This window comes from Nocardia sp. NPDC051052 (genome assembly GCF_044456045.1).
Lineage (GTDB): Bacteria > Actinomycetota > Actinomycetes > Mycobacteriales > Mycobacteriaceae > Nocardia.
In genome coordinates, this window is sequence record NZ_JBITFL010000004.1 from 480,346 (window position 1) to 492,715 (window position 12,370).

A 12,370-nucleotide genomic window follows, 5' to 3' on the forward strand; every position below is an offset into this window, starting at 1 on the left:
ACAGATGAAGAATATTCTCAGACCTGGCATGATGACGGTCGCCGACATCCGACTGGAACATGCTCTGCAACAACCGGATTGGGCCAACGTCTCGGAGATCCAGCACGTGCGAGCGGAATTGGCCGCGCGCCCGGCTCTGGTCAATGCCGTCGATGTCTACAATCTGCGCAACCTGCTGGCGTCGGTCGCGGTGGGCAGCGCCTACATCATTCAGGCCGGCGATTGCGCCGAGGATCCGTCCGAGCGGACGGCCGCGGATATCGCCCGCAAGGTCGGCCTGCTGGAAGTGCTCGCGGGCACGATGAAGATGAACACACGCAAGCCGATCCTGCGCGTGGGCCGCATCGCGGGCCAATTCGCGAAACCGCGCTCCACTGCCTATGAGCGGGTGGGCGGCCTCGACCTACCGGTCTACCGCGGTCATATGGTCAACGCACCGGAGGCCACGCCGGAACATCGCCGTCCGGATCCGTTCCGGATGGTCAGCTGTTACGAGGCGGCCGCCGAGATCATGCACCACCTCTCGTGGCGAGGCAGGACCCGGCGATCGTGGACCGATTCGCCGGTGTGGACCAGCCACGAGGCGTTGCTGCTCGACTACGAGATTCCGTTTCTGCGCGAGGACGCGTCGGGGCAGTTGCTGCTCGGATCGACGCATTGGCCCTGGATCGGCGAACGCACCCGCGGGGTGGACGGCGCACACGTCGCCATGCTCGCCGATGTCGCGAATCCGGTGGCCTGCAAGATCGGTCCCGGGATGGACAGCGACGAACTGCTCGCGCTGTGTGAGCGTCTGGATCCCGAGCGAGAGCCCGGCCGTCTCACACTCGTCGCTCGGATGGGGGCCGACCTTGTCGCCGAACGACTTCCGGATCTGGTCACGACCCTGCGTGCGGCCGGCCATCCGGTGATCTGGCTGTGCGATCCGATGCACGGCAACACGGTGACGGTGCCCGGTCACGGCAAGATCCGCTACCTCGACGCGATCGTGCGGGAAACGCAGCTATTCCAGCAGGCGGTGCGCGGCGCCGGTGGCATTGCGGGCGGACTGCACCTCGAGACCACACCCGAGGGTGTGGCCGAATGCGTTGAGAACGAGCTGTCGCTGGACTGTGCTGGCGGGAAATACACCAGCCTGTGCGATCCGCGGCTCAATCCGGACCAGGCGGTTGCGGTCGTATCGCAATGGCGTGGATAGGGAGGAACTCATGGAAAACAAAATCGCGTTGGTCACCGGCGCGGCCGGCGGCATCGGCGCCGCGATCGTCCGGGTGCTCGGCGAACGAGGCGCCACGGTCGCGGCCGTGGATCACAGCGAGGACCGGCTGCGCGAGGTGGCGGATGTGCTGACCGGAAAGGGGCTGCAGGTCCATGCCTTTCTGGCCGACGTCGCCGACGCCGAATCGGTCGAGTGCGTGGTGGACGCTATCGAAACGCGGCTGGGGCCGGTGGACTACCTCGTCAACGCCGCAGGGGTGCTACGGCTCGGCGCGGCTTGGCAACTCTCCGACGAGGATTGGGCTACCACGCTCGGCGTCAATACCACCGGCGTCTTCCATATGTCGAGATGTGTTGTCGATCGGATGATTTCGCGGTCCTCGGGCGCCGTCGTCACGGTCGTCTCCAATGCCGCGGGGACGGCCCGGATGCAGATGGCAGCCTATGCGGCCTCGAAGGCCGCCGCGGCGACGTTCACCAAATGTCTCGGCCTCGAGGTGGCCGGTTATGGAATTCGATGCAATCTGGTGGCGCCGGGTTCGACGAATACGCCGATGCTCGCATCGATGTGGCATGACGAGACCGGACCCGAGCTCACCCTCGACGGTGGTTTGGCGGCCTACCGCGTCGGCATTCCGTTGCGGAAACTGGCCGAGCCCGATGATATCGCCGATGCGGTCCTGTTCCTGCTGTCCGATCAGGCCGCCCATATCACTATGCAGACCATTACCGTCGACGGCGGCGCCACCTTGGGGGTTTGACATGCGCACGAAGACCGAAGCACCGGCGGCGGCCGGGATTCCCGCAATCGGTGAATATCCGATGCCGACCGTTGCCGATCTGCCTCCCAACGTAGCCCGATGGACCGTCGAGCCGGATCGTGCTGTGCTGCTCATCCACGATATGCAGCGATATTTCCTGCGGCCCTTTGCCAGCGCCGTCCGCGCTGGGCTGGTCGGCAATATCTCGACGCTGCGCGATCTGAGCAACGAACGGGGGATTCCGGTCGCCTACACCACTCAGCCCGGCAGTATGACCGACGCGCAGCGCGGACTGCTCAAGGATTTCTGGGGGCCCGGTATGAGCGTAGATCCGATCGAGCGCGAGGTCATCGACGCGCTGTCCCCGGCGGCGGACGATTGGGTGTTCACGAAGTGGCGCTACAGCGCGTTCTTCCGGTCGGAGCTGCTCGGGCGGATGCGTGCGCAGGGCCGCGATCAGCTCGTCTTGTGCGGCGTCTACGCGCATATCGGCGTGCTGATGAGTGCCGTCGACGCGTTCACCAACGACATCCAGCCGTTCCTGATCGCCGACGCGATCGCGGATTTCTCTGCCGACTACCATCGGCTGGCCATCGAGTTCGCCGCCGAGCGGTGCGCCGTGGTCACGACCACCGCGGACGTGTTCGCATGATCGGCATCGACGATCATGCGCCCGCCGTACTGGACCGGCTGATGGCTTCGGCGCCACCGCCGTTCGCGATCGTTCACCGGCCGGTGAACGGCTCGGCTGAGGCGGTGGACCTGTTGGTCGGCACGGTCTCAGAACCCCCGCTGCTGAGCGAGATCCGACTGCCCCCAACCGATTCCACGGCGGCCCCGGTCGACGACGTCCTGATCGTCGTGCCGTACCGCCAGGTGGTCGAGCGAGGTTTCGCCTGCGTCGACGACGGTAGCCCGTTGCTCGTCCTGCACATCACCGATCGGGCGGAGCTGTCGATGGCCGAGCTGCTGCGGGAGCTACCGGACACTCCGATCACCCTGCGTAACAAGGGTTTCGATATCGACGATGCGGGCTACGCCGACCTCGTGACCCGGATCGTGGCCGAGGAGATCGGCACCGGGGCCGGGGCCAATTTCGTGCTGCGCCGATCGTATCTGGCCGACATTTCCGACTACGGCGTGCCGATGGCACTGTCGTTGTTCCGTCGGCTGCTGATCCGCGAATCGGGCGCCTACTGGACCTTCATCGTGCACACCGGAGATCGCACATTCGTCGGCGCCACCCCCGAACGCCATGTCAGCTTGCGGGACGGCGTCGCCGTGATGAACCCGATCAGCGGCACCTATCGCTACCCGCCGTCCGGGCCCAAGCTCGGCGAGGTGCTGGATTTCCTGTCGGATCACAAGGAGGCGAGCGAGCTCTACATGGTCGTCGATGAGGAACTGAAGATGATGTCGCGGTTCTGTGCTTCCGGGGGCCGGGTGATCGGACCGTATCTGAAGGAAATGGCCGACCTCGCCCACACCGAGTATTTCATCGAGGGCCGCACTGAGAGCGATCCGCGCGACATTCTGCGGGAGACGATGTTCGCGCCGACGGTGACCGGCAGTCCGCTGGAGAACGCCTGCCACGTCATCAGCAGGTACGAGTCGGGCGGCCGCGGTTACTACAGTGGCGTCGCCGCACTTGTCGGCCGAGATGGACATGGCGGTCGCACAATGGATTCCGCGATTCTCATCCGCACCGCCGACATCGACCGCGCCGGCCGACTGCGCATCGGCGTCGGGGCCACCATCGTCCAGGATTCCGATCCGGCCTCGGAGGTCGCCGAAACCCAGGCGAAGGTGACGGGACTGCTGACGGCGCTCGGCGCGGTCGAACGCGTCGGCTTCGGCGAAAATCCTGCCGTTCGCGCCGCGCTGGCCCAGCGTAATGTCGCCATCGCCGACTTTTGGCTCAACGGCCCCGGCCAGATCCGGACCGGCGACACACTGGCGCAGCGCAGCGTTCTGGTGGTGGATGCCGAGGACACGTTCACCGCGATGCTCGGTCACCAGCTTCGTTCGATAGGCCTGGCGGTGACCGTGTGCCGCTTCGACCAGGCGGACGATTTCGATCGGCACGACGTTGTGATCATGGGGCCAGGGCCCGGCGATCCCCGCCGCGTCGGCGATCCGAAGATCGCGTCGCTGAGCCGTGCGATCGACGCCCTGCTCGCCGCGCGGCGGCCGTTTCTCGCGGTATGCCTCAGCCACCAGGTTCTCGGCGCACGACTCGGCTTCGACATCGTCCGCCGCGAGGTGCCGAATCAAGGTGTGCAGCGGCGAATTCCGCTCTTCGGCAGTTGGGAACGGGTGGCGTTCTACAACACCTACATCGTGCACAGCGATACCGACGAGCGGGTGTGCGAGGGTGTCGGTGCCGTCGAGATCAGCCGGGACCGGGGAACCGGCGAGGTGTACGCGATTCGTGGGCCGCATTTCGCCTCGATGCAGTTTCACGCGGAATCAATTCTGTCCGAGAACGGCATGCGCATCATCTCTGATCGGCTCGCCGAGTTACTCGCGTCCGAAGCGCGAATTCCGCTGTCCCCGAGGTAATTATCAGCCGATCGATTGGATGAATGGAGACTGTCATGGACAGACCTTTTCTCTGGTTCGGCCTCGACGGGGTGCTGTCTTCCCCGCTCGTCGAGCCCAACCCGGTCATGGTCAATACACTGCGCTACCTCCGCGACTTCGCGGGTTTCGGCGTCGGTATATTGGCGGGCGACCACTGCGAATGGGGTCCTGCCCGGAAACGGATCGTGGCGGATCTGGGCGAGGTCACCGTGATTGTCGATTCCGGAACGGCCGATGCGCGCGCATCCCGGTGGGACATTTTCCGCATCGCGGAGAAGTTGGCCGGTATTCCGCCGAAAGTTTCGATTCTGATCGATCGCGATGCGGAGACCTGTGCCGCAGCGAATGCGTTCGGATGGCGGTCGATTCGCTTCCAAGACAATGCCCGAGCGTGCCGACAGCTGCATTGCGCGACCGGCACGCAGTCGATTCTGTGAGCACTGAGAATTTTTCTTCAACGGAGGTACGAAGGCGATGCGGACCGAAATCGGGATACTCGCAACGGGTTCCTATCTACCCAAGGAGGTGATGTCGAGTGCCGAGATCGCCGATCGTGTCGGGGTCGAGGTGGAATGGATCTTGCGGAAGACGATGATCGCGGAACGCCGCTTCGCGGGACCGGACGAAGCCACCTCCGATCTCGCGGCAAAGGCCGGAGCCGATGCCATCGATCGCGGCGGCCTGACTGCCGAGGATATCGACTTCATCATCGTCTCGACGTCCACACCGGACTCCCCGCAACCACCCGTCGCGTGTTTGGTGCAGGCGCAGATCGGCGCCTGGAACGCGGCCTGCTTCGACATCAATGTGGTCTGCAGCGGCTTCGTCTACGCTCTGGAACTTGCCCGCAGCCTCGTCGAGACCAAGCCGGCGGCACGCGTGCTGGTGATAGCGGCCGATGTGTACTCACGGTCGCTCGACTTCGGCGATCGGCGGACCGCGGTGCTGCTCGGCGACGGAGCGGGCGCGGCGGTGGTCGGGCGGGTGCCGGCCGGATACGGAATCATCGCAACGCACTTGGCGTCGCGCGGCGATCAGCAGCAACTGATCCGGGTGGAGGCGGGTGGAAGTAGGTTTCCCGCCTCGCACGAGACCGTCGACAGCGGCGGCCACTACTTCAGAATGGACGGTCGCGATGTGCGGGATTTCGTGATGGAGAACGTTCCGATCGCGGTGGGGAAGTTCTTCGCGGAGAATGGCATCAGCCACTCCGAAGTGGCGCATGTCGTGCCCCATCAGCCCAACGGGGTGCTGCTCGGTGAGCTCATCGAACGGGTTGGTTTGGGTCATGCGCGCACGCACCGCACGCTCGAGCGCTACGGCAATGTCGGCAGCGCGTCGGTGCCGGTCACGCTGGACGATGCGAACCGTGCCGGGGCGCTGCACACCGGAGATCTGGTGTTGCTCACCGCATTCGGCGGCGGAATGTCGATGGGCCACTGCCTGATGCGCTGGACCGCGGACCGGGCCTGAGAGCGGTGCCATGAAACTCGATCACATGGTGGTCTGGTCCCGCGACACCGACGAGACCGCCGAATTCTGGGCGGACATCCTGGGTGGCAGGTTGGGCGGCGTGGCAGGGTACAACATCCGGCTCGACTTCGACAACGGCGTCACCGTCCAATTCGCCGACATCAGCCGGCTCTCCGATGCGGCGGAGATTCAACAGCGGCACTACGCGATCGTCGTTTCCGACGCCGATTTCCGGACGGCGTTGAAGCTGATCGAGACGCGCCGAATCCGCTACTGGGCGGACGCGCATCGGCACGAGGAAGGCCGCTCTTACCACTATGACGGCGGCAGGGTGTTCTTCCTCCTCGACCCCAACGGCCACCTGCTGGAGCTCAATCGAGGCCGAGTTGGTGGTATGGGTCGCCGATGAGCACCGCGAGGCGGTCGAGTTCGGCCACCAGTTGACCACCTGGCCACCAGCAGCGCCTTACTCAGCTCCGGGCACCGTAGAACTCACAGAGCGCAGCTCCGCCGCCCGCAGTCTCCGTCAGGTTGAGTGGTGTCGGATCAGAGTTGTTCGTGCGGAGTCGATTTCCGTGCTTCGAGGCGTGTGCTCAGCTTCGGCGCGGCCGTTCGAGCAGTTCTCGGAAAATGGCCCTAGGCGGCGGGGCGGTCAGCGGTGGTGGGTTCGGTGTCGTGGACGCGGCTGCGATAGCCATCAGGAAGGTTCGATGGCCCTGGACCCGGCGTCCTGGCCGGTCTGGTTGCAAGGGGTGAACACCGTGCTTGGTGGCCTCCTGCAGCAGCCTATCGGCAGCCGCCGCTGATCTCGGGCGGCACCGCCTGCCGCGCACGGAATCGTCGGCGATTTCGTGCGCGGGGGCGCCGATGTGTGCGGCACAAGGTATTTCCACTCAGCTGACCTGTGTCTTAGCGCGGATAGCCGACGATGGTGTGCACGATAGCCCAGTTCTTCTGTTCCACATGGCTCGCTGTTCATACCCCGAACCGGAAACGGCATGGTGGCGGCGACGTCGTCGATCATGTTGCCGGCCATGGTTTCTCCTCGTCGAGCAGTGCGCCCACTGCGGCCGCGAACTCTTGCCATGATCGGCGCTCGATGCCGAGTCGTCGTTTCCCGGCGACGGTCAGCTCGTATGTGCGGCGGCGTCGGCCGTGTTCGTCGGACCATCGGCCGTCGATGAGCCCGGCGCGCTCGAGGCGGTGCAGTGCTGGATAGATCGTTCCTTTCGGCAGGTCGAACCGGCCGCTGGTCTGCGTGCGCAGTGAATCGATGACGCCGTAGCCGTGTCGTGGGCCGGCTGCGAGCACGGCGAGGATCATTCCGTCGAGATGACCTTTCAATGCCTCCGCGCTCACAGGTAGTAACGCTACCCTCTGGGGCCGTGGTGATCTAGACTAAGGGTAGGAACGCTACCCATGCGGAGGTGGAGGTGCGTAGAACATTCGGCATCGTCGCGCTCGTGCTCGTCGCCGCGAGCTGCTCGCTCGACGGCGGACTGCCCGATGCGGCCTTAATGGTGCGTAACGCCGCGCTCGCGAGCGGCTCGATCCACAGTGCCCACGTTGTGCTCGAATCCGACGGTGCGGTGCCGGGTCTTCCCGTGCGCCGAATCGATGCGGATCTCACTACCGGGCACACCAATGCGGCAAAGGGTTCCATCAAACCGATACTCGGTCCACCGATGGATTTTGTGAGCCTGGACGGCGCGCTGTACACGAAGAGCCCATCCGGCACGTTCGCCCCAGCGAACGCCAGGGTAATCCAGCTACCGAATCTCCTCGACCCGGATCGCGGCCTCGCGCACGTGCTTGCCAACATCCGACAGCCCAAAACCGTCGACAGGGAGGACAGACTGGGCATCGATTCGTTCAAGGTCACCGGCGTCGTGCCGGCCGAGGATATCGAGCAGCTGCTTCCCGATGTCCGCACCGACGCGAACATGACGATCTGGTTGCGCGTGAAGGGTACTCACGTCCCGGTCGACACCACACTGACGTTTCCCAACACCACTTCGCTGCTGGATATCAAGTTTTCCGACGTCAACAAGCAGGTAACGATCACGACTCCGGAGTTACGATAATGAACGCAATCGAAATCGAAGGCCTGATCGTCGACCGCGGCGGGATACGAGCGCTCGACGACGTGACCTTCGTAGTGCCGCCGAACACGGTGACCGGGCTCCTCGGACCGAGCGGTTCCGGTAAGACGACGCTGATTCGGGCGATCGTGGGCGTGCAGAAGATCAAGGCCGGGAGCATCCGCGTGCTCGGCGAACCCGCCGGTTCGGCGCCGCTGCGGCATCGAATCGGCTATGTCACGCAACAACCATCGGTCTACGGCGACTTGACGATTCGCCAGAACGCCCGCTACTTCGCGACGATCTATGGCACCGGCAATCGCGCCGCCACACGGGCCGTGGCCGACGTCGGTCTCGATGACATCGCTGATCGGCTTGTCGACACGCTGTCGGGCGGGCAACGCGCGCGCGTCTCGCTCGCCTGTGCGCTGCTCGCGAATCCGGATGTGCTGGTGCTCGACGAGCCGACGGTCGGCCTGGATCCGGTGCTGCGCCGCGATCTCTGGCAGCAATTCCACGCGCTCGCCGACGCCGGGACGACGCTGCTGGTGTCGAGTCACGTGATGGACGAGGCCGACCGGTGTGACCGCCTGCTGCTGTTGCGGGAGGGTAGGCTACTCGCGGAGGACACCCCTATGGACCTCCGATCACGCACGGGGGCAACCGATCTGGAGGACGCATTCCTTCGGCTCATCCTCCACGAAGCAGCCGAGGTGCGATCCTGATGTCGGTCACGATCACGCTCGCTACGGTGGCCCGGGTATTGACGCAGATCCGCCACGACAAGCGGACGGTTGTGGTGCTCCTGTCGGTGCCGAGCGCTCTGCTCGTACTGCTGCGGTACATCTTCGGCGATCGGGTGGACATCTTCGATCAGATCGGGCTGACACTCCTCGGGATCTTCCCGTTCATCTCGATGTTCCTCATCACGAGCGTCGCGATGTTGCGCGAGCGTACGAGCGGGACGCTGGAACGGCTGTTGAGCACACCGACCCACAAGGCGGACTTACTCTTCGGCTACGGCATCGCCTTCGCACTCCTGGCCGCGGTGCAGGCAACGGTCGCGGCGGCAGTCGCCTACGGGCTGCTCGGGCTGCAATCGCAGGGGAGCTTCGGCATGGTGATCATCATCGCGATAACCACTGCTGTGCTCGGTTCTTCGACGGGTCTGCTGACAAGTGCGTTCGCGCGCACCGAGTTCCAGGCGCTGCAGTTCGCGCCGGCGGTCATCCTCCCCCAGTTGCTGTTATGCGGCTTGATCTGGCCGCGCGAGCAGATGGCATGGCCGTTGCAGGCGGCCAGCGACCTATTGCCCCTGCGCTATGCCGCGGACGCGATGACCGAGGTCGGCACGTTCCCGACACCGACGACCACCATGCTCCGAGACCTGCTGATCCTCATCGTCTTCACGATCGCCCTACTTCTCGCAGCAACCGCGACACTGCGGCGGAGGGCCGCGTAATTCACGGAACCCAGCGACGCAGTACGCGTTCGCGACATTGGGTCATGGCGTTCGACGGTGTAGGTAGATGCCGGTGAGTCGTCCGCGTGCGACGATGTGGCCGTGAATGGCTTGCAGAACAAGTTTTTTCGATACTTGGTCGTCTAGTCCTGTCGGTTGGTCGAGAGCGAAGAGCTGGAATATGTAGCGGTGCGGTCGAGGGTCGATCGGGGCGGGGCCGACGTATCCGGACAGTCCCATCGAGGCCTTCCCGACCGTGAATGGTGGTGCCGTGTCGGTGGATCGAGTGGAGATCGCACCTTCTTGGATGCCGGTGATGTCGGCGGGGATGCCTATGACGACGCAGTGCACGAATGGACGCGGTAGCGGTGCGTCGGGATCCTCGACGATAAGTGCAACTTCGACGGCTTCGGCAGGCAGGCCGGTCCAGGCAAGAGGTGGCGAAACGTTGCTGCCACCTACGATTTTCCCAGCGTGACGTGTCGGGATCCTGCCATTTTCGGCGAATGCGGTGCTGGTCAGTGCGATCGAATCCGGTGCGGTGGTCGTGGCTCGATGGTTCCAGGCAAGGTGTTGATCTCGGCTCGATATGGTAGACATTCGGCAGGGCTCCTCAGCGTTGCTACGTCGGCGTGGTGGTGGGTGAAAGGCGTCATTCTGGTCTGAAAACCGAAATCTTAAGTATCCAGCTTTCGTGCCAGATCATCCCAAGTCTTTGCATTAGCCCTGGCCAGCTTGGCTAACGATCCATGACAATGGGCCGGTGCGTCGAGTAGTACATTCTCCCATATATCAATTTCGTTGACCGATGCCGCAATAGACCGCAGGATAGAACGCCCTTTATCATTGAATCGTAACCCAGGATCTTTCTTCAGTCTCTGCAAGATGTCATACTGTATTTTCCTCGCAGCCTCGCTTCCCTTATCCCTGGTCGGCGTTGTCCGGGGTGATGATCGTTCTTTTTCGCTGACAGGTTCGGACGTTACGGTCGGTTCCGTTGCGGCTCGTCCGCTGCCGGCCTCTTGCTTTGATTTCGCCACCCGCGGGAGTGGCACGGGATCCTCGCCACGATCCAGACGCGACCGAACATCGCGGACTGTCCCCGGCGAGATGCCTGCCAGCTCAGATATCCGACGCAGGGATGCGCCGGGATTATCTCGAATGACTTCCGCCGCAACGCGGCGGCCCTCCACGGTGCTGATCGGGCGCGACTTGCCGTCCTCCCCGATCCGCCTGCGCAGCTCAGCGTCATGCCCAGCCGCATACCGACGCTCCGCGCCTACCGTGTGATGGGAAAGCCCGGTGGTTCGGGCGATCAACCTGTCCGACCAGTGTGGATGAGAGCCCACCAGACGCGCGGCGGCCATTCTACGTTCAGCGAGGGATAGCGGTAGCCCATGCTCAACATTTGCCTGCACGGCCAAGGCGAATGCATCCGCGTCATCGCCGTCGAAGAATCTAACAGCTATTTCTTCCCGCTTCATCAAACGCGCAGCTTCTAGGCGATGAGCGCCATCAATCAATCTCATTGACTTGCGATGAACAATAATCGGCGGCAGTGGCGTCGAGGCTTGGGCGAGCAAGCGAATGTGTTCAGCACTCCTACTTGCTTCCAACCTGGGGGTCGGTCCAACTTTTATCGAACTGATGGAGACCGTTGCGGCCGGTATGGAGCCTGCGTTATTCAGCCACTGTTGAATAGTTGATATATCGTGATCTGTTAAACCTTGTGAGGTTATCTGTGCATTTCGTTCCATCACATCATTTCTCACGCGCATCGTAATTATGACCTTTTAATGGATACGTGCCAGAGTGACTTGTCGGCAAGCCAATTCCGTGTTGCACGTTTACGGCGCAATGCGCCGCCGGAAGTGCCGAGCTACGCTTCGGGCCCCCTCCCATACCGCCGGAACCGGCCTGTGTGGCGAATCCGCTTCCCCGAGCACAGGGCCGTTCACTGAACAGGCTCCTGAAGTCTAGCATTGCGCGGCCGATGCGACGATGAAACGTGTTGACTCGACAACAATGCCCGTGTAAGGGATAACCTCATCAGAGAATGTCAACGCGCAGTGCGTCGCTATTCTCCGGCGTAATCCGGAGACGGACGGTTGGGCAAGATCGGTACCGGATCTCGGCTGTAGTGCACGGTGCTGACGTTCCCATGCAGTTGAATCGGTGTGTCGTGACCTATTTACAGTATGGCCGTCGTCGCGCTGGCCCCTCTGTCAGTAGAATTCGAGGTGTGCTACCTGGGGAACAATTCCGATGCCCAGGAGGAGATTCCGCATGCGGGTGCCGCGCCAATGATGATTTAATCCACGCCGGTCAGGCAGGCTCGTCACCAGATGGGCTTTCCCATCACATGCGAAGCGCGGAACGCGAGCGTGCAACTGGGCGTGAGGCCCAGTTGCACAGGCGATCTGGGCGTCGGCCGACATCGCGCTGCGCGTTTGCGGTAATCGAAGTAATTGACACTCGAGTGATGCCCGTCAGCGCTCTTTTTGCCCACTGCGGAGGCGTCAGGAAGCCATGGCGAACATCTACAGCACCATCCTTTGCGGCCTATCTGGAGCGGCACGACCAAGATCATCATTTCCGCGGAGAAATTTCGATGCATGCCGCGATTCGTTGCGTATCACCAACGTCTCCGTGAGACTTACCCGTGGGTTCTCGGAAAGAACGCTAATTACTCGGACATCCGAAATTTGGTAGGGGCAACGATGAGTGGTGCGGATACTAACCGTCCGGCTATTTCGCGAGTCTTTCAATGACGTCGACCAGAGCGTTGGACA

Annotated in this window: 13 protein-coding genes; 10 read left to right on the plus strand and 3 right to left on the minus strand. The window is 63.2% G+C overall.

Annotated features, from left to right (window positions below):
- Positions 1 to 4: 4 nt before the first annotated feature.
- The 7 genes from ACIBCN_RS16225 to ACIBCN_RS16255 are packed head-to-tail and all read left to right on the plus strand — an operon-like array spanning position 5 to position 6,444.
- A complete protein-coding gene (locus ACIBCN_RS16225; RefSeq protein WP_396992330.1) occupies positions 5 to 1,198 on the plus strand; it encodes a 3-deoxy-7-phosphoheptulonate synthase in 1,194 nt (397 codons plus the stop codon).
- Positions 1,199 to 1,208: 10 nt separating this feature from the next.
- Entirely contained in the window at positions 1,209 to 1,979 is a 771-nt protein-coding gene (locus ACIBCN_RS16230) for a 2,3-dihydro-2,3-dihydroxybenzoate dehydrogenase (protein WP_396992331.1), read from the plus strand.
- Position 1,980: 1 nt separating this feature from the next.
- Entirely contained in the window at positions 1,981 to 2,631 is a 651-nt protein-coding gene (locus tag ACIBCN_RS16235) for an isochorismatase family protein (protein ID WP_396992332.1), read from the plus strand.
- Complete coding sequence (locus ACIBCN_RS16240; RefSeq protein ID WP_396992333.1) at positions 2,628 to 4,541, plus strand: anthranilate synthase family protein; 1,914 nt, start codon at positions 2,628 to 2,630, stop codon at positions 4,539 to 4,541. The genes ACIBCN_RS16235 and ACIBCN_RS16240 overlap by 4 nt, the downstream gene beginning before the upstream one ends.
- 35 nt (positions 4,542 to 4,576) lie before the next feature.
- Positions 4,577 to 4,999, plus strand: a complete 423-nt coding sequence (locus ACIBCN_RS16245) for a hypothetical protein (RefSeq protein ID WP_396992334.1) — start codon at positions 4,577 to 4,579, stop codon at positions 4,997 to 4,999.
- A 37-nt stretch (positions 5,000 to 5,036) separates the two neighbouring features.
- The gene (locus ACIBCN_RS16250) at positions 5,037 to 6,035 is read left to right on the plus strand and encodes a 3-oxoacyl-ACP synthase III family protein (RefSeq protein WP_396992335.1); all 999 of its coding nucleotides are present in this window, start codon (positions 5,037 to 5,039) and stop codon (positions 6,033 to 6,035) included.
- A gap of 10 nt (positions 6,036 to 6,045) precedes the next feature.
- On the plus strand, positions 6,046 to 6,444 hold the full coding sequence (locus ACIBCN_RS16255) for a VOC family protein (RefSeq protein WP_396992336.1): 399 nt from the start codon (positions 6,046 to 6,048) through the stop codon (positions 6,442 to 6,444).
- A 611-nt stretch (positions 6,445 to 7,055) separates the two neighbouring features.
- Here ACIBCN_RS16255 and ACIBCN_RS16260 read toward each other — a convergent pair.
- On the minus strand, positions 7,056 to 7,394 hold the full coding sequence (locus tag ACIBCN_RS16260; RefSeq protein ID WP_396992337.1) for a PadR family transcriptional regulator: 339 nt from the start codon (positions 7,392 to 7,394) through the stop codon (positions 7,056 to 7,058).
- A 104-nt stretch (positions 7,395 to 7,498) separates the two neighbouring features.
- On the opposite strand from ACIBCN_RS16260, the gene ACIBCN_RS16265 reads away from it, so the two are divergent.
- Genes ACIBCN_RS16265 through ACIBCN_RS16275 form a run of 3 tightly spaced genes read left to right on the plus strand, consistent with a single transcriptional unit; the run spans position 7,499 to position 9,578 of the window.
- Positions 7,499 to 8,119, plus strand: coding sequence for an LppX_LprAFG lipoprotein (locus ACIBCN_RS16265; protein WP_396992338.1), 621 nt, complete (start codon positions 7,499 to 7,501; stop codon positions 8,117 to 8,119).
- Positions 8,119 to 8,841: an ABC transporter ATP-binding protein gene (locus tag ACIBCN_RS16270; RefSeq protein ID WP_396992339.1), complete on the plus strand. Its 723-nt coding sequence runs from the start codon at positions 8,119 to 8,121 to the stop codon at positions 8,839 to 8,841. The genes ACIBCN_RS16265 and ACIBCN_RS16270 overlap by 1 nt, the downstream gene beginning before the upstream one ends.
- Positions 8,841 to 9,578, plus strand: coding sequence for an ABC transporter permease (locus tag ACIBCN_RS16275; RefSeq protein WP_396992340.1), 738 nt, complete (start codon positions 8,841 to 8,843; stop codon positions 9,576 to 9,578). Before ACIBCN_RS16270 ends, ACIBCN_RS16275 begins: the two co-directional genes overlap by 1 nt.
- Before the next feature lie 42 nt (positions 9,579 to 9,620).
- Here ACIBCN_RS16275 and ACIBCN_RS16280 read toward each other — a convergent pair whose 3' ends face one another.
- Both ACIBCN_RS16280 and ACIBCN_RS16285 read right to left on the minus strand, forming a co-directional pair.
- Positions 9,621 to 10,178, minus strand: a complete 558-nt coding sequence (locus ACIBCN_RS16280) for a YbhB/YbcL family Raf kinase inhibitor-like protein (protein ID WP_396992341.1) — start codon at positions 10,176 to 10,178, stop codon at positions 9,621 to 9,623.
- Between the two features lie 77 nt (positions 10,179 to 10,255).
- Positions 10,256 to 11,350 (minus strand): ParB/RepB/Spo0J family partition protein, encoded by a 1,095-nt coding sequence (locus tag ACIBCN_RS16285; RefSeq protein WP_396992342.1) that lies wholly within the window; start codon positions 11,348 to 11,350, stop codon positions 10,256 to 10,258.
- Positions 11,351 to 12,370: the final 1,020 nt, after the last annotated feature.